At 64.8% G+C, this 21,503-nt stretch carries 17 protein-coding genes; 12 read left to right on the forward strand and 5 right to left on the reverse strand.

Going from position 1 to position 21,503, the window contains the following annotated elements:
• Positions 1 to 157 precede the first annotated feature (157 nt).
• On the reverse strand, positions 158 to 1,897 hold the full coding sequence (locus XI08_RS03725) for a bifunctional protein-serine/threonine kinase/phosphatase (protein WP_271573607.1): 1,740 nt from the start codon (positions 1,895 to 1,897) through the stop codon (positions 158 to 160).
• Positions 1,898 to 1,958: 61 nt separating this feature from the next.
• Positions 1,959 to 2,798 carry a formate/nitrite transporter family protein gene (locus XI08_RS03730; RefSeq protein WP_271573395.1) on the reverse strand — a complete coding sequence of 280 codons (840 nt, stop codon included), beginning with the start codon at positions 2,796 to 2,798 and terminating at the stop codon, positions 1,959 to 1,961.
• A 679-nt stretch (positions 2,799 to 3,477) separates the two neighbouring features.
• Here XI08_RS03730 and XI08_RS03735 point away from each other — a divergent pair.
• Genes XI08_RS03735 through XI08_RS03745 form a run of 3 tightly spaced genes read left to right on the forward strand, consistent with a single transcriptional unit; the run spans position 3,478 to position 6,560 of the window.
• Entirely contained in the window at positions 3,478 to 4,797 is a 1,320-nt protein-coding gene (locus XI08_RS03735) for a CmpA/NrtA family ABC transporter substrate-binding protein (protein ID WP_135178485.1), read from the forward strand.
• A 59-nt stretch (positions 4,798 to 4,856) separates the two neighbouring features.
• The gene (ntrB, locus tag XI08_RS03740; RefSeq protein WP_027546522.1) at positions 4,857 to 5,753 is read left to right on the forward strand and encodes a nitrate ABC transporter permease; all 897 of its coding nucleotides are present in this window, start codon (positions 4,857 to 4,859) and stop codon (positions 5,751 to 5,753) included.
• Positions 5,754 to 5,765: 12 nt separating this feature from the next.
• Positions 5,766 to 6,560, forward strand: a complete 795-nt coding sequence (locus tag XI08_RS03745; protein ID WP_027546521.1) for an ABC transporter ATP-binding protein — start codon at positions 5,766 to 5,768, stop codon at positions 6,558 to 6,560.
• A gap of 30 nt (positions 6,561 to 6,590) precedes the next feature.
• Here XI08_RS03745 and XI08_RS03750 read toward each other — a convergent pair whose 3' ends face one another.
• Positions 6,591 to 6,803, reverse strand: a complete 213-nt coding sequence (locus XI08_RS03750; RefSeq protein ID WP_156936979.1) for a hypothetical protein — start codon at positions 6,801 to 6,803, stop codon at positions 6,591 to 6,593.
• Between the two features lie 96 nt (positions 6,804 to 6,899).
• On the opposite strand from XI08_RS03750, the gene XI08_RS03755 reads away from it, so the two are divergent.
• The 8 genes from XI08_RS03755 to XI08_RS03790 all read left to right on the forward strand — a co-directional run bounded on the left by XI08_RS03755 (position 6,900) and on the right by XI08_RS03790 (position 17,086).
• Positions 6,900 to 8,279: an MFS transporter gene (locus XI08_RS03755; RefSeq protein WP_027546520.1), complete on the forward strand. Its 1,380-nt coding sequence runs from the start codon at positions 6,900 to 6,902 to the stop codon at positions 8,277 to 8,279.
• A gap of 120 nt (positions 8,280 to 8,399) precedes the next feature.
• A complete protein-coding gene (locus XI08_RS03760; protein ID WP_027546519.1) occupies positions 8,400 to 8,828 on the forward strand; it encodes a globin family protein in 429 nt (142 codons plus the stop codon).
• A gap of 10 nt (positions 8,829 to 8,838) precedes the next feature.
• Positions 8,839 to 10,056: an NAD(P)/FAD-dependent oxidoreductase gene (locus XI08_RS03765; protein WP_271573396.1), complete on the forward strand. Its 1,218-nt coding sequence runs from the start codon at positions 8,839 to 8,841 to the stop codon at positions 10,054 to 10,056.
• Between the two features lie 28 nt (positions 10,057 to 10,084).
• On the forward strand, positions 10,085 to 12,790 hold the full coding sequence (locus XI08_RS03770) for a nitrate reductase (RefSeq protein WP_271573397.1): 2,706 nt from the start codon (positions 10,085 to 10,087) through the stop codon (positions 12,788 to 12,790).
• A 235-nt stretch (positions 12,791 to 13,025) separates the two neighbouring features.
• Positions 13,026 to 13,928 carry an SMP-30/gluconolactonase/LRE family protein gene (locus XI08_RS03775; RefSeq protein WP_271573608.1) on the forward strand — a complete coding sequence of 301 codons (903 nt, stop codon included), beginning with the start codon at positions 13,026 to 13,028 and terminating at the stop codon, positions 13,926 to 13,928.
• A gap of 44 nt (positions 13,929 to 13,972) precedes the next feature.
• The gene (locus XI08_RS03780) at positions 13,973 to 14,812 is read left to right on the forward strand and encodes an aldo/keto reductase (protein WP_271573398.1); all 840 of its coding nucleotides are present in this window, start codon (positions 13,973 to 13,975) and stop codon (positions 14,810 to 14,812) included.
• A 189-nt stretch (positions 14,813 to 15,001) separates the two neighbouring features.
• Positions 15,002 to 15,943 (forward strand): DMT family transporter, encoded by a 942-nt coding sequence (locus XI08_RS03785; RefSeq protein ID WP_167771495.1) that lies wholly within the window; start codon positions 15,002 to 15,004, stop codon positions 15,941 to 15,943.
• Positions 15,944 to 16,006: 63 nt separating this feature from the next.
• Positions 16,007 to 17,086, forward strand: a complete 1,080-nt coding sequence (locus XI08_RS03790) for a zinc-binding dehydrogenase (RefSeq protein ID WP_271573399.1) — start codon at positions 16,007 to 16,009, stop codon at positions 17,084 to 17,086.
• 156 nt (positions 17,087 to 17,242) lie between these two features.
• Here XI08_RS03790 and ppk2 read toward each other — a convergent pair whose 3' ends face one another.
• Together ppk2 and XI08_RS03800 are read right to left on the reverse strand one after the other, a co-directional pair.
• A complete protein-coding gene (gene ppk2, locus XI08_RS03795; protein ID WP_271573400.1) occupies positions 17,243 to 18,163 on the reverse strand; it encodes a polyphosphate kinase 2 in 921 nt (306 codons plus the stop codon).
• Positions 18,164 to 18,258: 95 nt separating this feature from the next.
• Entirely contained in the window at positions 18,259 to 18,720 is a 462-nt protein-coding gene (locus XI08_RS03800; protein WP_027546512.1) for an Lrp/AsnC family transcriptional regulator, read from the reverse strand.
• A 134-nt stretch (positions 18,721 to 18,854) separates the two neighbouring features.
• Here XI08_RS03800 and XI08_RS03805 point away from each other — a divergent pair, with 134 nt between their 5' ends.
• Positions 18,855 to 21,218, forward strand: a complete 2,364-nt coding sequence (locus XI08_RS03805; protein ID WP_271573401.1) for a transketolase — start codon at positions 18,855 to 18,857, stop codon at positions 21,216 to 21,218.
• The last annotated feature ends 285 nt before the right edge of the window (positions 21,219 to 21,503 follow it).

Consider the following 21,503-nt stretch of genomic DNA (forward strand, 5'->3'; position numbering starts at 1 on the left):
CAGCCCCCGCAAATCGTGCGGGAATCATATCGCGCGAATCACATCAAGCGCAGCGTTTTCACACAGCCAGGGTCACAAGCGGTAATGTTCTGAACCGGCCATCTATGTCCGCATGGCCGCGAGAAGCTGACGTCCGGGCTTCTATGACCGCACCGCCCTAACGCGCGTGCAGCAGCGCGAGCAGAACCACGACTGCGCAGGCGAGCGCCGCCGTGGTCAGCTTCCAGAACATCAGCGGGTTGCGCTCCAGAAGAGGCGTGCTCCGCGTGGCGAGATAGGCCGGATTGGGATTCCTGAGTTCGAAGACGAACTCGGAGAGGTCCTCGTGGCGCTTGTAGGGATCGGGATGCAGCGCTTTCCTGAGCGCGCCGTCGATCCATCCCGGGATGCCCCGCTCGGCATCGATGGCCGGGCGATATCTCAACTTCCACGCGTCCGATCTTCCCCGGATCTTGGCGAGCTGGGCGCCGTAGGGGAGATGTCCGGTGAGCATATGGTAGCAAATGGCGGCCAGCGAAAACATGTCGGACCGCGGCGATCCTCCCTCGCCGAGGAAATACTCCGGGGCCGTGTACTGGACCGTGCCGAGAATTTCCTCGTCCGCCGATTTCGGCGCCGCCTCGGCGACGCCGGCGACCCTGACCGATCCGAAGTCGATGATCTTCGCGGTGCCGGTCTTGTCGATCAGGACATTGTCGGGCCTGAGGTCCTGGTGCAGCATCTCCATGCGGTGGAAGGCGCGAAGCCCCGTGGCGATCTGCTCGACGATCCTGCGGACCGTCTCCAGATCGGGACGCGGGTTGTCGAGCATCCACTGCCTCAAGGTCTGCCCTTCGATGAACTCCGTTGCGACATAGAGGTAGCTGCGCCGTCTCGACTGTGAGAGCGGCTTCAGCACGTGCGGGCTGACGATGCGGCGCGCGATCCACTCCTCCATCAGGAAGCGCTTGAGATAGGCGGCATTGTCGCGCAGGTCGATCGACGGCAGCTTGAGCGCGACCGCCTCCTCGGTCTCCACATCGACGGCAAGGTAGATGTGGCTGCGGCTGCTGCCGTGAATCTCGCGGACGATCCTGTAGCCGTCGAACATCGCCCGCGGCTCGGGCAGCGCAGGAAGCGGCAGTTCGAAGGTCTGATTGAAGATGCCTGCCGAGTCGCGCTGCGGCACTGCGTCGATGCGGAGGATCTGGACGGTGATGTTGTCGTCGCTGCCGCGCCGGTAGGCTTCGTCCACGATCGCCTTCGCGGCGCCGTCGAGATCGGCTGCATGCTCGTTGAGCGCGCTCGTGATGAAGCGCGCATCGACGAATTCGTAGGCGCCGTCGGTTGCGAGGATAAAGGTGTCGCCGGCCTCGATCTCGACCGTCTGGTAGTCGATCTCGAGCTGCGGGTTGATGCCGAGCGCGCGACCGAGATAGGTCTGCTCCGACGACACGATGATGCGGTGATCGTCGGTCAGCTGCTCGAGCGCCTTGCCGGCGATGCGGTAGATGCGGCAGTCGCCGACATGGAAGATGTGCGCGGTGGTCGCCTTGATGACCATGGCGCTGAGGGTGCAGACATAGCCCTTGTCGCGGTCATAGGCATATTGGCTCTTGCGCGTCTGCGCGTGCAGCCAGGAATTGGTCGCGTCGAGCACGCGGCGGGCGGAGGTCTTCACCGTCCAGGATTCCGACGTGCAGTAATAGTCCATCAGGAAGCTCTTGACCGCCGACTCGCTGGCGATCTGGCTCACCGTGCTGCTGGAGATGCCGTCGGCGAGAACCGCCGCGATGCCCTTCAGGCTGAGCAGCGGCTCCTCCGGAATCAGGATGCCGTGAAAATCCTGGTTGACGGGCTTGCGACCCCTGTCGGAGTGCTGGCCGATCGAAATCAGGAGTCCGCGGGTCATCGTCATCACCGGCAAGGGGGAGCCTCACCCTGCTCGGGCGAGGCTCCCCTGTCGAGACGTTGTTTGATCAGGCCGCGACGCGGGGCTGCGTGGTCTTGCCGGCCTGGCGCTTCGGCAGGGTCATGACGTGCGTGGCGTAGAGCGTCATGCCGGTGAAGGCGAGGCCGCCGACGAGGTTGCCGAGCACGGTCGGGATCTCGTTCCAGATCAGGTAGTCCATGATTGAGAACTTCGCGTGCAGCATCAGGCCCGACGGGAACAGGAACATGTTCACCACGGAGTGCTCGAACACCATGTAGAAGAACACCAGGATCGGCATCCACATCGCGATGACCTTGCCGGGGACCGAGGTCGAGATCATGGCGCCGACGACGCCGGTCGAGACCATCCAGTTGCAGAGCATGCCGCGCATGAACAGCGTCGCCATGCCGGCGGCGCCGTGCGCGGCATAGCCGAGCGTTCGGCCCTCACCGATATTGCCGATCGCCGCGCCGACCTTGTCGGGGTCCTGCGTGAAGCCGAAGGTCGTGACGAAGGCCATCATGAAGGCCACGGTGAAGGCGCCGGCGAAGTTGCCGACGAAGACGAGGCCCCAGTTGCGGAGCACGCCGCCAAAGGTGACGCCCGGGCGCTTGTCGATCAGGGCGAGCGGCGAGAGCACGAACACACCGGTCAAGAGGTCGAAGCCGAGCAGGTAGAGCATGACGAAGCCGACCGGAAACAGCAGCGCACCGACGAGCGGCTGGCCGGTGTTCACGTTGATGGTGACGGCGAACCAGGCCGCCAGCGTGAGGATGGCGCCGGCCATATAGGCCCGGATGATGGTATCCCGGGTGGACATGAAGATCTTGGACTCGCCCGCATCCACCATCTTGGTGACGAATTCCGAAGGCGCGAGATACGACATCAATGGTTCCTTTTGCTTCGTAAGTTAGATCGACACGCCCTCTCGATGAGAGCGCGGCTGAACGTCTTGGGCCGTGCGGACAGCTCTGCCGCGCACGAGGGCTATGGAGGTCTGGAAGCCTTGGGAATCGCGTCACGACGACTGAGCCGAGAAGGGCCGCGAAGCAGTGGAGCTTCCGGTTTGCAGCCGCCAGAGGCTGCAACAATGCGGCAAGCCGCAGTCTTCGTTGACGCCAATGGAAATGCAAGTCGCGTGCCGCTTGGGTGCGATAGAAAACGTAAGCGATTTCAAATGGATGGTACGTGCCTTGATCCGGCTTTTGCCGGCTCCGCGGCCTTTTGCTTAGGCGGCTGCATAAGAATTGTGCGGCGCACAAGAAATGAGCAGTCCGCAAATTTCGCGTGCGCAGCAACCCTGCGACAGACTGGCGCGGCGCATATAACGTATTGAATTCTCATCGGTTTAAGAGGTGCAGCGCTTGGCATGAAGCTTGAATAGTTCCAAGCCGACGCCATTGAAGCCGTCCCGCGAGACTTCTCATCCGATTTTGCTGACGCCACCAGACGGGGGTCCCCCCGTCGCGCGTTCGCATGCGCCTTTTTCGGGCGTCACGGACGGACGGGCTGCTCGTGCGCACTGACGCAATCATTCGCAACGACGCAAAAGGACGACATCACCGATGACCAAGCGCATCCGCCGGCCCTCCGAGACTGGCCTCAGCCGCCGTCAATTGTTGAAGGCCACCGGCAGCACGGCTGCCCTTCTTGCCGCCGCCAAGCTCAATTTCCCCGCCGGCGCGTTCGCGCAGGACGCAGGCCCCGAGGTCAAGGGCGCCAAGCTCGGCTTCATCGCGCTCAGCGACGCCGGTCCGCTCTTCGTCGCCAAGGACAAGGGCCTGTTCGCCAAATACGGCATGCCTGACACTGACGTGCAGAAGCAGGCCTCCTGGGGCACGACGCGCGACAACCTCGTGCTCGGCTCCGAAGGCAACGGCATCGATGGCGCCCACATCCTCACCCCGATGCCGTATCTGATCTCGGCCGGCAAGGTGACGCAGAACAACCAGCCGACGCCGATGTACATCCTGGCGCGGCTGAATCTCGACAGTCAGTGCATCTCGGTTGCCAACGAATATGCCGACCTCAAGCTCGGCGTCGACGCGTCGCCGTTCAAGGCGGCGCTGGAGAAGAAGAAGGCCTCCGGCAAGTCGGTGAAGGCCGCGATGACGTTCCCCGGCGGCACCCACGACCTCTGGATCCGCTACTGGCTCGCCGCCGGCGGCATCGATCCCGACAAGGACATCGAGACCATCGTTGTGCCGCCGCCGCAGATGGTGGCCAACATGAAGGTCGGCACCATGGACGCCTTCTGCGTCGGCGAGCCCTGGAACCTGCAGCTGATCCACCAGGGCATCGGCTACACGGCGATCAACACGGGCGAACTCTGGAACAAGCATCCGGAAAAATCCTTCGGCATGCGCGCAGCCTTCGTCGACAAATATCCGAAGGCCGCCAAGGCGCTGCTGATGGCCGTGATGGAGGCCCAGCAATGGGCCGACAAGGCCGAGAACAAGGCCGAGCTCGCCGCCATCATGGGCAAGCGGCAGTGGATGAACTGCCCGGTCGAGGACGTGCTCGATCGCACCTCGGGCAAGTTCGACTACGGCATCCCCGGCAAGGTGGTCGAGAACTCGCCGCACATCATGAAGTACTGGCGCGACTTCGCCTCTTATCCGTTCCAGAGCCACGACCTCTGGTTCCTCACCGAGGACATCCGCTGGGGCAAATACGAGGCGAACTTCGACACCAAGGCGCTGATCGCCAAGGTCAACCGCGAGGATATGTGGCGCGACGCCGCCAAGACGCTCGGCGTCGCCGCCTCGGAGATCCCGGCCTCCACCTCGCGCGGCAAGGAGACCTTCTTCGATGGCAAGGTGTTCGATCCCGAAAATCCGGCGGCCTATCTGAAGTCGCTCGCGATCAAGCGCGTCGAAGTCTGATGGAGCCCTGCGGCCGCCGCGAGGCGGCCGCATCGTCCCGGAGCCGAAGAGAGATAGCGATGAACATGCCTGCCACGAAGATTGAGGTTGAGACCGCGACGCCCGCGGGGAGCGCCGCGCCCGTCGTCGCGATGACGCCGAAGCGGCCGCCGCGGAGCGAGGCTTACGCGCGCATGGTGCGCGAGACCGCTGTGCGCGTCATCCCGCCGATCGTCGTGATCGCGCTGCTGACGCTGGTCTGGGAGCTGGTCTGCCGCCGCGCCGGCTCGGCACTGCCGCCGCCGTCGCGGGTATTCAAGGACACCAAGGAGCTGATCCTCGATCCGTTCTTCGACCATGGCGGCATCGACAAGGGCCTGTTCTGGCATCTCTCCGCCAGCCTTCAGCGCGTCGCCTTCGGCTATTCGCTCTCCGCGATCGCCGGCATCGCGCTCGGCGTGCTGGTTGGCCAGTCGGTCTGGGCGATGCGCGGGCTCGATCCGCTGTTCCAGGTCCTGCGCACCATCCCGCCGCTCGCCTGGCTGCCGCTCTCGCTCGCAGCGTTCCGTGACGGCCAGCCCTCGGCGATCTTCGTCATCTTCATCACGTCGATCTGGCCGATCATCATCAACACGGCGGTCGGCATCCGCAACATCCCGCAGGACTACCGCAACGTCGCGGCTGTCGTGCAGCTCAATCCGCTGGAGTTCTTCGGCAAGGTCATGATCCCGGCGGCCGCGCCCTACATCTTCACCGGCCTGCGCATCGGCATCGGTCTGTCGTGGCTCGCCATCGTCGCCGCCGAAATGCTGATCGGCGGCGTCGGCATCGGCTTCTTCATCTGGGACGCCTGGAACTCCTCGCACATCAGCGAGATCATCCTGGCCCTGATCTATGTCGGCATCGTCGGCTTCGTGCTCGATCGCCTGATTGCGGGCCTCGGCAAGATCGTCACCCGCGGCACCGCGATGAACTGAGGGGAGGGACACATGACCGCCTATCTGAAGCTCGACCACATCGACAAGATTTTTACCCGCGGCGCCGCCACCACGGAGGTCCTGAAGGACATCAGTCTGACGATCGAGAAGGGGCAATATGTCTCGATCATCGGCCATTCCGGCTGCGGCAAGTCGACCCTGCTCAACATCATCGCAGGGCTGACCAACGCCTCGACCGGCGGCGTGCTGCTGGAGAACCGCGAGGTCAACTCGCCGGGGCCCGATCGCGCCGTGGTGTTCCAGAACCACAGCCTGCTGCCCTGGCTCACGGTCTACGAGAACGTCAGGCTCGGTGTCGACAAGGTGTTCGCCAAGACCAAGACGCGGGCCGAGCGCGACGCCTGGGTGATGCACAATCTCAATCTGGTGCAGATGGCGCACGCCAAGGACAAGCGTCCTTCCGAAATCTCCGGCGGCATGAAGCAGCGCGTCGGCATCGCGCGGGCGCTGGCGATGGAGCCGAAGGTGCTGCTACTCGACGAGCCGTTCGGCGCACTCGACGCGCTGACCCGCGCGCATCTGCAGGACTCGGTGATGGCGCTGCACCAGAAGCTCGGCAACACCATTCTGATGATCACCCACGATGTCGACGAGGCCGTGCTCCTGTCCGACCGTATCGTGATGATGACGAACGGGCCAAGCGCGCGCATCGGCGAGGTGCTGGAGGTGCCGCTGGCGCGTCCCCGCAAGCGGCTCGAGCTCGCCACCAACACCACCTATCTGAAGTGCCGGCAGCGCGTGCTCGAATTCCTCTACGAGCGTCATCGCTTCGTAGAAGCCGCGTAAACGAAGGTTTAACGCGGAAGATGTGCGCGCCTAAATAATCGACACCTCGCTCAATCCTTGTGCGGCGCACAGGGATTGAGCGAATCGCAAAATTTGCGTGCGAAATAGCCCTGCAAGAATTTCGGGCAATTCGAACAAGCCCCTGAATTCCCTGTATTTCCCGAGCGCGCGCAGTTGGCACGGAAATTGAAAAGCATTTGCGCGACGCCAACGACGACGTCCCTCAACATCATCAATCAGCATCGTGAACTCGCCACCGGGGTGAAGCCTCGGAGCGCGCCTCCGCGCCTGGAGGCTGAGCCTGCAACGACGCAGCGGTGAGCCTAGAAGGGATACTCAATGACGAAGAATCCGACCTGGATTTCAGACTGGCGCCCCGAAGACGAGGCGTTCTGGAACGCGACTGGCAAGACTATCGCGCGACGCAACCTGATCTGGTCGATCGTGGCCGAGCATATCGGCTTCTCGGTCTGGCTGATCTGGAGCATCGTCACCACCAAGCTGCCGCAGGCAGGCTTCCATTACACCACCGACCAGCTGTTCCAGCTCGTTGCCGTGCCGGGCCTGATCGGCGCGCTGATGCGTTTTCCCTACACGTTCGCGGTGACGACGTTCGGCGGTCGCAACTGGACCATTTTCAGCGCGGCCATCCTGTTCATTCCGACGTTGTCGCTCGCCTATTTCGTCAGCCAGCCCGACACGCCGTTCTGGCTGATGCTGCTGATCGCCTCGACCGCCGGTCTCGGCGGCGGCAATTTCGCCTCCAGCATGACCAACATCTCCTTCTTCTTCCCGGACAAGATGAAGGGATGGGCGCTGGGCCTCAACGCAGCCGGCGGCAATATCGGTGTCTCCAGCGTGCAGCTCCTGACCCCGATCCTGATGACGCTCGCCGTCATCAACCTGTTCCAGGCAACCCCCGTCGACGGCGTGTTCCTTCAGAACGCCGGCCTGATGTGGGTGCTGCCGATCGCGATCGCGGTGTTCGGCGCGGTGTTCTTCATGAACAACCTGACCACGGCCAAGTCGTCGATCAGGAATCAGCTCGCGGTGGTCAAGCGCAAGCACACCTGGATCATGGCGTACCTCTACATTGGCACGTTCGGATCCTTCATCGGCTACTCCGCGGCGTTTCCGCTGCTGATCAAGACGCAGTTTCCGTCGGTGACGATCGCGATCGCGTTCCTCGGGCCTCTCGTCGGTTCGCTGTCGCGCCCGTTCGGCGGCTGGCTGGCGGACAGGATCGGCGGCTCGGTCATCACCTTCTGGAACTTCATCGTGATGGCGGGCGCCACCGTCGGCGTGCTCTATTTCGTCGGGCACAAGGATTTCATCGGCTTCCTGTCGATGTTCCTGATCCTGTTCGTGACGACGGGCATCGGCAACGGCTCGACCTACCGCATGATCCCCTCGATCTTCCGCGAGCAGAACCTGTTCAAGGTGCGCGGCAAGGGCGATGCGGCGCGCGCGGTCGCCCTGAAGACGGCGAGCATCGAGAGCGGTGCGGCGGTTGGCTTCATCGGCGCGGTCGGCGCTGTCGGCGGCTATCTGATCCCGAGCGGTTTCGGCAAGTCGATCGCCATGACCGGCGGGCCGCAGCTCGCGCTCGCGATCTATCTCGCCTTCTACGCGTCCTGCCTCGGCCTGACCTGGTGGTTCTACCTGCGTCGCAGCCCGCAGCGTGAAGGCGCGCCAAGCCTCGCCGAAGCAAGGGTGTGACCGCTTGGTATGAATCTCGCTTCTCCCCGTACGCGGGGAGAAGCATTGCCCGACAGTTTGACCATGAACCTGGTTCGCAATGGCGCGCACCAAGACAAACCCAACAGGCAGGAGAACACCATGACTTCAGAACAGATCGCCCTCGTCCAGCAGAGCTTCGCCAAGGTCGCGCCGATTTCGGAAACCGCAGCGGTGCTGTTCTACGATCGCCTGTTCGAGGTGGCGCCGTCCGTGCGCGCGATGTTTCCTGAAGACATGACCGAGCAGCGCAAGAAGCTGATGGGCATGCTTGCTGCCGTCGTCGGTGGCCTGTCGAACCTGGACTCGATTCTTCCCGCGGCCTCGGCGCTTGCCAAGCGTCACGTCGCCTACGGCGCCAAGGCCGAGCACTACCCCGTCGTCGGCGCGACCTTGCTGTGGACCCTGGAGAAGGGTCTCGGCGAGGCCTGGACGCCCGAACTCGCCACGGCCTGGACCGACGCCTACGGCGTGCTGTCCGGCTACATGATTTCCGAGGCCTACGGCGCTCAGGCGCAGGCCGCCGAATAGGAGATGCCTTGTGAGTGAACCGCTGGTCATCGTCGGTAACGGTATGGCGGCCGCGCGTCTGGTCGACGAGCTCGCCAAGACCGCGCTTGGCCGCTACGCGGTTGCCGTTATCGGCGATGAACCGAGGCTCGCTTACAACCGCGTGCTGCTCTCCTCCGTGCTGGCCGGCGAGACCGGCTCGCACGAGATCGAGCTGCGGCCGGCCGACTGGTGGCGCCATCGCGGCGTCACGGTGCGCTACGGCTACCGCGTCACCGAGATCGACACCGGCCGCCGCGAGCTCAAGATCGAGGGCGAGGAGAGCATGGAATATTCCAAGCTCGTGCTTGCCACGGGATCGACGCCGCTGCGGCTCAACGTGCCGGGCGCCGATCTCGCCGGCGTGCATACGTTCCGCGACACGCGCGACGTCGACCTGCTGCTGACGCTTGCGGCGGCGAAGAAGCGCGTCGTCGTGGTCGGCGGCGGTCTGCTCGGGTTGGAGGCGGCCTATGGGCTTGCCAAGGCCGGCGCCCCGGTGACGCTGCTGCATCTGATGGACCGGCTGATGGAGCGCCAGCTCGATGGGCCGGCCGCCGACCTGCTCAAGACGCTGGTCGAGCGCAAGGGCATCCGCATCCTGCTCAATGCCAGCACGAAATGCATCCATGGCGATGGCCATGTCGAAGCCGTCGAGCTCGCCGACGGCAGCCGCATCGAGGCCGATGCCGTGATCTTTGCCGCCGGCATCAAGCCCAATATCGCGTTGGCCAAGGACGCCGGCATCGCGGTCAATCGCGGCATCGTGGTCAACGACGTCATGCAGACGGCGTCACCCGACATCTTCGCGCTCGGTGAATGCGCCGAGCATCGCGGCACCTGCTATGGCCTGGTCGAGCCTGCCTATGAGCAGGCGCGCGTGCTGGCGCGGCATCTCGCAGGCCGGCCCGCCGCTTATCAGGGCAGCGTGGTCTCGACCAATCTGAAGGTCTCGGGCGTCAGTGTATTCTCCGCCGGCGACTTCATGGGCGGGGAGGGCAGCGAGAGCCTCGTGCTGTCCGACCGCAGGCGCGGGACCTACAAGAAGCTCGTCATCGCCGACGGTCGGCTCACCGGCGCGGTGCTGATCGGCGATACCGTCGATGCGCTCTGGTATCTCGAACTGATCCGCAACCGCGACAAGGTGGCGGCGATCCGTACCGACATGATGTTCGGCCGCGCGCTCGCGCGTCCCTCCAAAGCGGCTTGATAGAGGCGGCTTGATAAGGCAGCTCGATATGACGGCGATCGACCCGACGCTCCGGACCACCAAGACCACCTGCCCCTATTGCGGTGTTGGCTGCGGCGTGCTCGCAACGCCCGACGGCAAGGGCGGAGCGGCGATCGCCGGCGACCCGGATCATCCCGCCAATTTCGGCCGGCTGTGCTCGAAGGGCTCGGCGCTCGGCGAGACCGTCGGGCTGGAGGGCCGGCTGCTCTACCCCATGATCCGCTGCAAGGGCGTGCTGGAGCGCGTCGCCTGGAGCGATGCGCTCGACCACGTTGCCCACCGCATGCAGCACATCGTGGCGCGCGACGGTGCCGATGCGGTCGCGTTCTATCTTTCGGGCCAGCTCCTGACCGAGGATTACTACGTCGCCAACAAGCTGATGAAGGGCTTTGTCGGCACCGCCAATGTCGACACCAATTCGCGGCTCTGCATGTCGTCCTCGGTCGCCGGCCATCGCCGCGCCTTCGGCGCCGACACCGTGCCCGGCTGCTACGAGGATCTCGACCAGGCCGACCTGCTGGTCTTCGTCGGCTCGAACGCGGCGTGGTGCCACCCGGTCCTGTTCCAGCGCATGCTGAAGAACCGGCAGGAGCGCGGCGCCCGCATGATCGTGATCGACCCGCGTCGCACCGACACTGCGAGCGACGTCGATCTGTTCCTGGGGCTGAAGCCCGGCACCGACACCGCCTTGTTCTCGGGCCTGTTCGTCCATCTCGCCGACAGCGGCGCGCTGGACCAGGACTACATCGCGGCCAACACGTCGGGCTTCGACGACGCGCTGGCGCGCGCGCGCAACATCGCCGGCAGCGTCGCTGCGACTGCGCTGGCCACAGGCCTCTCCGAGCAGGACGTCGCGACGTTCTTCAAGATGTTCCGTGATGTCGAGCGCGTTGTCACGCTCTATTCGCAAGGGGTCAACCAGTCGGCGCAGGGCACCGACAAGGTCAACGCGATCCTCAACTGCCATCTCGCCACGGGCCGCATCGGCAAGCCGGGCGCCTCACCGTTCTCGCTCACCGGCCAGCCCAACGCGATGGGCGGCCGCGAGGTCGGCGGTCTCGCCAATCAGCTCGCCGCGCACATGAACTTCACGCCGCCGGACATCGACCGTGTCAGGCGGTTCTGGAAGGCGCCGCGCATCGCCACCCATGAGGGGCTGAAAGCGGTGCAGCTGTTCGAGGCGATCAACCGCGGCGAGGTCAAGGCGCTGTGGGTGATGGGCACCAACCCCGCGGTGTCGCTGCCCGATGCGGACTTCGTGCGCGAGGCACTGAAGAAGCTCGAGCTGTTCGTGGTCTCCGAGAACGTGCTCTCCAATGACACGGTCGAGGCCGGCCCGCATGTGCTGCTGCCCGCGCTCGCCTGGGGCGAGAAGTCGGGCACGGTGACCAACTCCGAACGGCGCATCTCGCGCCAGCGCTCGTTCCTGCCGGCGCCGGGCGAGGCGCGGCCGGACTGGTGGATTCTCAGCGAGACCGCAAAACGTCTCGGCTTCGGCGACAGTTTTGACTACAAATCCGCCGCCGATATTTTCCGCGAGCACGCGGCGCTTTCGGCGTTCGAGAACGATGGCAGCCGCGATTTCGACATCGGCGCGTTGACCTCGCTTTCGAACGAGGCCTTCGACGCCTTGAAGCCCGTGCAGTGGCCGGTGCGCGAAGGCGGGACGTCCGGCGAGCGCTTCTTTGCGACGGGCGGCTTCTTCACCAATGACGGCAAAGGCCGCTTCGTCGCGCCGGAGATGCCGTCGCTGCGCGGCGAGACCGGCGCGTCGCGCCCCTTACGGCTCAACACCGGGCGCATCCGCGACCAGTGGCACACCATGACGCGCACGGGTCTCAGCCAGCGGCTGGGCGCGCATCTGCCCGAGCCCTTCGTCGAGGTCCACCCAGACGACGCCGGCAAATACGGTATCGCCCACGACGGCTATGCCCGCATCACCACCGATTACGGGCAGTGCATCCTGAAGGTGGTCGTCAGCGATCGGCAGCAGCGCGGCACACTGTTCGTGCCGATCCACTGGAGCGCGATGAACGCCTCGCACGGCCGCGTCGGTGCGCTGGTGCAGTCCTTCACCGACCCGTTCTCGGGGCAGCCGGAATCGAAGGCGACGCCGGCCGCGATCGCGCCCTATGAATACGTCTTCCGCGGCTTCGCGCTGTCGCGCCAACAGCTCGATCTGCCGCCCAATCTGCTGTGGACGCGCGTCACGGTCAGCGGCGGCTTCGGTTATCTCTTCGCCGACAACGCCGATCTGTCGCGCTGGCCCGCCTGGCTCGAGAGTGTCGCCGGCGAGGATGTCGCCGAGTACCGCGATTTCGGCGGCGGCGTCTATCGCGCGGCCTCGTTCGCGGGCGATCGCATCGAGACCTGCCTGTTCGTCGGACCCGCCCATGATGCCGGCGACTGGGAGGTGGTGAAGAGCCTGTTCGTGGCCGATCAGGTCACCGACGACCAGCGGCGCATGCTGCTGTCCGGCAAGTCCAGCGAAGGCGCCGCCGCGACCGGTCCGATCGTCTGCGCCTGCTTCGGCGTCGGCCGCGGCACCATCTGCGACAGCATCGCGACTGGCGCGCGCACGACGGCCGAGATCGGCGCCAGGCTCAAGGCCGGCACCAATTGCGGCTCCTGCATCCCCGAGCTGAAGCGCCTGATCGCGACGACGGAGGTAGCGCCAGTGAAGCAGGCGAAGGTCGCGGGTGTGGTGGGGTAGGGGCGACGTTCTCGGTCGTTGCCGGAGACTCCGCTGTCATCGCCCGGCTTGACCGGGCGATCCAGTACGCCGAGACACCTGTGATTATGCGGTGAGGCCGCGGCGTACTGGATTCCCCGCTTCCGCGGGGAATGACGGTGAGGGCGTGGCGCCATACCTCCGCCCCAATCGACGCGCCCTCGATTGTGCCCTATGTTGCCGCGCTCTCCCATCAGCAGCACCCATAACAACCATGATGTACCTGGAAACGCCGCCGCGTCTCATCGAGACGACACTCTTCTCCGCCATGCCCGACAAGTTCCGCCGCAAGGGCGTGCGGACGGATTGGGCCGATGCCAACCGGCCGGGTGTTGCGACCGATAGCTTCATCGAGGGGCCGTCATTCGACAGGGACGGCAATCTCCACATCGTCGACATTCCCTTCGGCCGCATCTTCCGCATCGCGCCTGACGGCGAATGGTCGCAAATCGTCGAATATGAAGGCTGGCCGAACGGACTGAAGATCGCGGCCGACGGCCGCATCATGGTCGCCGACTACATGCACGGCATCATGGAGCTCGATGCGACGGCCGGCCGCATCAAGCCTATCCTGACCGCGCGCAATTCAGAATCCTTCCGCGGCTGCAACGACCTGCATCTGGCCTCCAACGGCGACATCTATTTCACCGATCAGGGCCAGACCGGCCTGCACGATCCGAGCGGGCGCGTGTACCGGCTGACGCCGAGCGGCAGGCTCGACTGCCTCATCGACACCGGTATCAGCCCGAACGGCCTGGTGCTCGATCCAACCGAGACCGTGCTGTTCGTCGCGATGACACGCGACAACGCGGTGTGGCGGCTGCCGTTCATGAAGGACGGCAGCGTGTCGAAGGTCGGCCGCTTCTGCTCGCTGTTCGGCACCAGCGGTCCTGATGGCATGACGATGGACGCGCGTGGCCGCCTGTTCGTCGGCCACGCCTCGCTCGGCCACGTCTTCGTATTCGCGCCGAACGGCGAATTGATCGCGCGGATCAAGTCCTGTGCGGGGCCGAATTGCACCAATGTCGCGATCGGTGGCGAAAGCAAGGATCGTCTCTATATCACGGAGTCCGCGACCGGCAGCGTGCTGGTCGCGGATATCGGCGGATTGAACTCCTGAGCTTGATGGCGTTGCCTGAGCGAAAGAGTGGTATCGGAGCGAACATGAACACAAATCCCTTCGGCAAGACCGGCGCCAACGTCTCCGTCATCGGGCAGGGCACCTGGTATCTCGACCATGGTGATCGCAAGCGCGCGATCGGGGCGCTTCAGCGCGGGCTCGATCTCGGCATGACCCACATCGACACCGCCGAGATGTATGGCGATGCCGAGCTCGTCATTGCTGACGCGATCGCGGGCCGGCGCGAGGACGTTTTCCTCGTCTCGAAAGTGCTGCCAAGCAATGCGTCGCGCCGCGGCACGATTACCGCCTGCGAACGCTCGCTGAAGCGGCTCAAGACCGATCGGCTCGATTGTTATCTTCTGCATTGGCGCGGCTCCTATCCGCTCGAAGACACCGTCGCAGCGTTCGAGGAGCTGGCGAAGGCCGGCAAGATCAAATCCTGGGGCGTTTCCAATTTCGATGCCGACGATCTCGACGAGATGCTCGATGTCGCGGGCGAGGGCCGCATCGCCTGCAATCAGGTGCTCTATCATCTGAAGGAACGTGCGATCGAGCATGCCGTGATCCCGTGGTGCGAGCGGCATGGCGTCGCTGTCGTCGCCTATTCGCCGTTCGGCCATGACGATTTTCCGGCAATCAACAGCAAGGGCGGCGCCGTGCTGGCGCGCATCGCGGAGGCGCGGCGCGTGACACCGCGTCAGGTCGCGCTGAGCTTCCTCACCCGTGCAACTACGGTGTTCGCGATCCCGAAGGCGTCGTCGGCGGAACATGCCGGCGAGAATGCGGCCGCCGGCGATCTCGTGTTGACGAAAGAGGAGATTGCGACGCTGGATGCGGCGTTTCCGCGCGGTCCGAAGCCGCGAGGTCTTCCCATGCTGTAGTGCAGCAAGCGCGCAATCTTAATGGAATATTGACGCGCGCAGCCCACAGCGCATATCGGCATCCTGTTTTCGGAAGTTGTGAAAGCGGCGCATTTGTCGTTTTTTACAGCCGTCCCCGATTCGCATTTTTCCAGAGTTTCTGCCGTGACTCCGCCGCCCGCCGCAGCCGCAAGGCTCGACAGTATTTCCATGCCTATGCCGGAGAAGAAGAACGTCGGCCGCCGCGCGCCTGCGCGCGTCGACCATCCCTTCAAGGGCATCGCGCTGATCCTGCTGTCGACGGTATTTCTCGGCTGCTCCGACATCACCGCGAAATATCTTTCGACCAGCCTGCCGTCGATCCAGATCACCTGGATCCGCTTTCTTACCTTCGCGCTTATATTCACGCCGGTGATGCTGCGGTCCTCGCCGTACTACGCGATGCGCACCGAGCGCCTCGGATTGCATGTGATGCGCGGCGCGGTGCTGCTTGGCTCCTCGCTGTTCTTCATCACGGGCTTGCGCTTCCTGCCGATCGCGGAGGCGTCCGCAACCGGCTTCGTCGCACCGCTGTTCGTCACTGCGCTCTCCATCGTCTTCCTCGGTGAGAAGGTGGGCATGCGCCGCTGGTTCGCCACCGCGCTCGGCCTGATCGGCGTGCTGATCATCCTGCGCCCGGGCACCGGCGCGTTTCATCTCGCAGCGTTCTTCCCGGTCATCTCGGCCGCTTGCTGGGCCGGCACGCTGATCCTGACGCGCATGATGAGCGGTCGCGAGGCGGTCGTCACCACCATGGCCTATTCCTCGTTGACCGGTCTTGCGATCCTGACAGCGATGGTGCCGTTCGTCTGGGTCACGCCGTCCTGGACCGCGATTGCACTCGGTATCTTCATCGGCGTCGCCTCCACGGCGGGCCAGTGGATCGTCGTACTCGCCTATCGCTACGGCGATGCCTCGGTGCTGGCGCCGTTCTCCTATTCGCAATTGTTGTGGGTCAGCATTCTCGGCTTCTTCATCTTCGGCGAGGTGCCGAGCATCTGGACCGTCGTCGGCGCGGCCTTCATCGTCGCCAGCGGTCTCTACATCGCCCATCGCGAGCGCGTCCGCCGCGCCCAGCTCCTGGTGCTGGAAGAGCGTTCCCCGAACGCCTGACGCAAGTTCGCGCATCGCGCGTCGTGCTATCAACGGCTCCAACAACAATACGGGAGGAGCCGGATGCGCGCTGCGATCTTCAGGAACGGTGAGATTGTCGTTGGTCAGATGGCCGAGCCGAAGCCGGGCCCCGGCCAGGTGCTGGTCAAGACGCTCGCCTGCGGCATCTGCGGCTCCGACCTGCATGCGCGCCAGCACGCCCACCGCATGGTCGAGATGGCGCGCAAGGTCGGCCGCAAGCCGATGGACCTCGCCCGCGACGTCGTGTTCGGTCATGAATTCTGCTGCGAGATCGTCGACTACGGTCCCGGCACCGCGCGCAAGCTCAGGCCCGGCACCCATGTCTGCTCGCTGCCGGCCCTGGTGACGCCGCAGGGTATCGAGGGCATCGGCTATTCCAACGACAATATCGGTGGCTATGCCGAAGCGATGCTGCTCAGCGAAGCGCTGCTGCTCGAAGTGCCCAACGGTCTGGCTCCCGAACATGCCGCACTGACCGAGCCGCTCGCCGTCGGCGTCCACGCCGTGGCGAAAGCCAACATCAGCGGCGGCGAGGTGCCGCTTGTCATCGGCTGCGGACCGGTCGGGCTCGCGGTGATCGCCGCGCTGAAGATCAGGGGGCTGCATCCGATCGTCGCCGCCGACTATTCGCCGGCGCGGCGCGCGCTGGCGGCCAGGCTCGGCGCCGATATCGTTGTCGATCCCAAGTTGTCGCAGCCCTACGCGACCTGGGCCGAGCACGCCCAGATGTCGGAGGGCGAGAAGGCGGCGCGGCCGCCGTTGCAGGCCATGCTGCCGGCGCTCAAGCCCGCGCTGATCTTCGAATGCGTCGGCGTGCCCGGCCTGTTGCAGCAGGTGTTCGAGGGCGCCCCGCGCGATGCCAGGATCGTCGTGGTCGGCGTCTGCATGGAGAGCGACAGAAACGAGCCCATGCTCGGCATCATGAAGGAACTCAACGTCCAGTACGTGCTCGGCTACACGCCGGACGAGTTCGCAAGCTCGCTGCGCCTGATCGCCGAAGGGCAGGTGGACGCCGCAGCAATGGTGACGGCGGAGGTCGGCCTCGACGGCGTCGCAAAGGCCTTCGCGGACCTCGCCAATCCCGAGGCGCATACGAAGATCATCGTGCAGCCGTGGCGGTGATCGCTTCGTAGGGTGGGTTAGCCTTGCGGCTGCGCGAAGCGCAGTCCGCACGGCGTAACCCACCACTTCTCTTGCAGCGGTGACAGAAGAGGCGGGTTACGCCGATCAGACGCGCTTCGCGCATATGCTCGACTAACCCACCCTACGACACCTCCGTCAGTATTTCGCAGGCACATACATCTCCGGCGGAACCGGCCCGCGGTGATAGTCGGGGTTGCGTACGCGCGGCGGCAGCACCACCGGCACGCGTGCGACCTCCTGGTACGGGATCTGGCTGAGCAAATGCGAGATGCAGTTGAGCCGGGCGCGCTTCTTGTCCACGGCATCGACGATCCACCACGGCGAATCCGGAAGGTGGGTGTGCTCGAGCATCGTCTCCTTGGCCTTGGTGTACTGCTCCCAGCGGCTGCGCGCCTCGACGTCCATCGGGCTCAGCTTCCACTGCTTGAGCGGATCCCTGATGCGCATGCTGAAGCGGAACTGCTGCTCGTCGTCGGTGATCGAGAACCAGTATTTGACCAGGGTGATGCCGGAGCGGATCAGCATCCGCTCGAACTCCGGCACCGTCTTGAAGAACTCCTGGTACTGCTCCTCGGTGCAGAAGCCCATCACGCGCTCGACCCCGGCGCGGTTGTACCAGCTGCGATCGAACAGCACCATCTCGCCGCCGGCGGGAAGATGCGCCACGTAGCGCTGGAAATACCATTGCGAGCGCTCGCGCTCGCTCGGCGCCGGAAGGGCGGCGACGCGGCAGATGCGGGGATTGAGCCGCTGGGTGATGCGCTTGATCACGCCGCCCTTGCCGGCGGAGTCGCGGCCCTCGAACAGCACCACGACCTTCTTCTTTTCGCTCTGCACCCAGTCCTGGAGCTTGACTAGCTCGCCCTGCAACCGCAGCAGCTCACGGAAATAGAGCCTGCGATCCACCGTCGGGCGAAGCGCGTCGGTCTCGTCCAGCAGCTCGTCGAGCCTGCTGTCATCGAGCTCCATCTCCAGCTCTTCGTCGAGATCGTCGGTCATTTCCCGGATGATGCGCTCGCGTTTGGCCATTTCAGGGGTGCGGTCCGATGCGGTCATGGGTCCTTCTTTCGGCAGGGTGCCTGTCGCCCGTGACCATCGGCGGGGTTTATTGCGCCCATGTGACACCGGTTCCGAAATAACCCGGTGGACCGTCACACCGGCAGCGCGATCGAATATTTCACCTGGCTCAGCGCAAAGCTCGACTCGATCGAGGCGATGCCGTCGAGCCGGGTCAGCTTGGTCTTCAGGAAGGTCTCGTAGGAAGCGAGGTCGGCGGCGACGACGCGCAGGAGATAGTCGCGGTTGCCTGTCATCAGATAGCACTCCAGCACCTCGTCCCATTTCGAGATCGCGCGCGCGAAGCGGTTGAGGTCCTCCTCCTTCTGCCGCGCCAGCTTGATCGAGATGAAGACGCTAACATGCAGGCCGAGCGCCTTCTGGTCGACGGTCGCGATATAGCGCGAGATGACGCCGCGCTCCTCCAGCAGCTTGACCCGGCGGTGGCAGGGCGACACCGAGAGCCCGACCTTGTCGGCGAGCTCCTGCATGGTCAGGCGGCTGTCGTTTTGGAGGTAGCTGAGGATTTTGCGGTCGATGGCGTCGAGCTCGGGCATTGGGATGAAACCTAGGTCAGGGGGCATTCGATTGGTAAAATATCCCAATATCGGCAGGTATGGCGCGAAAAATTGAGAAGTTTGGGGCCCCTCGCGGGAGTATCATCAAGGCCAGATTTTTCCGGAGCATCGCCATGCCCGTCGATTCCGCGCGTCTCGAAACCCTGACTGCCCTGGCCCGCAAGGCGCTGTGGCTGTCGTCATGGACCATCCACCACGCCAACCATATCCGCTCCAACGCGGACGGGTTGAAGGTCGGCGGCCACCAGGCCTCGTCGGCCTCGCTCGCGACCATCATGTCGGCGCTGTACTTTAGCGTGTTGCGCCCTGAGGACCGCGTTGCGGTGAAGCCGCATGCGAGCCCGGTGTTCCACGCCATCCAGTATCTGTTCGGCCGGCAGAGCCGCGAGAAGCTGGAGAATTTTCGCGGCTTCAAGGGCGCGCAGTCCTATCCCTCGCGCACCAAGGACGTCGACGACGTCGATTTCTCGACCGGCTCGGTCGGCCTCGGCGTTGCGCAGACGCTGTTCGCCTCGCTGGTGCAGGACTACGTCAAGGCGCATGGCTGGATGAAGGATCGCCGCGAAGGGCGGATGATCGCGCTGGTCGGCGACGCCGAGATGGACGAGGGCAACATCTTCGAAGCCTTGGCAGAAGGCTGGAAGCATGGCCTGCGCAACACCTGGTGGGTGGTCGACTACAACCGCCAGTCGCTCGACGCCGTCGTGCGCGAAGGGCTCTGGGAAAAGTTCGAGACCATGTTCCGCAATTTCGGCTGGGACGTGGTGATCGTGAAATACGGCCGGCTGATGCGCGAGGCCTTCGCCGAGCCGGGCGGCGAGGCGCTCAAGCGCTGGATCGACAATTGCCCGAACGCGCTCTATGCGGCGCTGTGCTTTCAGGGCGGCGCGGCCTTCCGCAAGCATCTGCACGACGAGATCGGCGACCAGGGGCCGATCACCAAGCTGATCGACAAGCGCAGCGATGAGGAGCTGCTGGCGCTGATGTCGAACCTCGGTGGCCACGACATGGCGAGCATGCTGGATGCGTTCGAATCCATCGACCACGATCGCCCGGTCTGCTTCATCGCCTACACCATCAAGGGCGTCGGCCTGCCGTTCCAGGGCCACAAGGACAACCATGCCGGCCTGATGACGGTCGCGCAGATGGAGAAATATCGCGAGAGCCAGAACATCCGCTCCGGCCACGAATGGGACAAGTACGAGGGCCTCGCGCTAGCTCCCGCCGAGCTCGACGCGTTCCTCGCGCGCGTGCCATTCAACCGGGACGGCCGCCGGCTGACCGCGCCGGTCGTCGAGGTGCTGTCGCAGCTCGCCTTCAAGCCGTCGCCGCAGATGTCCACCCAGCAGGGCTTTGGCCTCGTGCTGAACGAGATTGCGCGCGGCGACAGCGAGCTCGCTAGGCGCATCGTCACGACCTCGCCCGACGTCACCGTCTCGACCAATCTCGGCCCATGGGTGAACCGGCGCGGCCTGTTTGCGAGCGCCGAGAAGGCGGACTTATTCCGCAGTGAGAAAATTCCCTCCACCTACAACTGGGACGCCTCGCCCAAGGGCCAGCATCTCGAGCTCGGCATCGCCGAGATGAACCTCTTTATCATGCTCTCGGCGCTCGGCCTGTCGCACCAGATCAACGGCGCGCGGCTCTTGCCGGTCGGCACGCTCTACGACCCCTTCATCGAGCGCGGGCTCGATGCGCTGAATTATGCCTGCTACCAGGATGCGCGCTTCATGGTGGCGGCGACGCCATCAGGCATCACGCTCGCGCCCGAGGGCGGCGCGCACCAGTCGATCGCGACGCCGCTGATCGGCATGGCGCAGGATGGCCTCGCCTCGTTCGAGCCGGCCTTCGTCGACGAGCTCGCCGTGATCATGGGCTGGGGTTTCAATCACATGCAGCGCGATCCGGGTGAGGGCGGTTCCGTCTATCTGCGCCTCTCGACGCGCAGCATCGAGCAGGCGCAGCGGATCATGACGCCGGAGCTTCAGCAAGGCATCACCGACGGCGCCTATTGGCTGCGTAAACCGGGCCCCAATGCCGAACTCGTGATCGCCTATACCGGCGCGGTGGCGCCCGAGGCGATCGAGGCGACCGGCTTCATCGGCGAGAGCCGGCGCGACATCGGTCTGCTCGCGATCACTTCGGCCGACCGCTTGCACGCGGGCTGGACCGCCGCACGGAAATTGCGCCGCGATCGCCGCGGCGTGCAGCACCTCAGCCACATCGAGAAGCTGCTGGCACCGCTGCCGCGCGACTGCGGCATCGTGACCGTGATCGACGGCCATCCTTCCGCGCTCGGCTGGCTCGGCAGCGTCCGCGGCCACCGCGTCGAGGCACTCGGCGTCGAGCAGTTCGGCCAGACCGGCACCATCGCCGACCTCTACCGCCACTACGGCATCGACGCCAACGCCATCATCGATGCGGCCGAAAGCCTCACCACCGGCGCGCCGGTGCTGCATCGGAAGATGGCGGTGTAGAAACTCCCCGTCGCCCCGGCGAAGGCCGGGGCCCATACGCCGCGGCGGTTGTTATTGGCCGCAGGTGGTAGGCGCCTGAGCAAACCAACTGCGCAAGGTGGTTATGGGTCCCGGCCCCCCGTGCGCAATTGCGCACTAGGCCGGGACGACGCGGCTACCACCTTGCCTCGTTCCCGCCATCGGCTCATATACCCTCCGTCCGCCGCAACGCTGGCCCCGCATATGGCGGGTTCAATTGCCGGCGCTTTCGTGCAAGGATGCCTGCCGAAACGCCCCCACCATGCC

Source organism: Bradyrhizobium sp. CCBAU 11361 (assembly GCF_028128935.1).
GTDB lineage: Bacteria > Pseudomonadota > Alphaproteobacteria > Rhizobiales > Xanthobacteraceae > Bradyrhizobium > Bradyrhizobium niftali.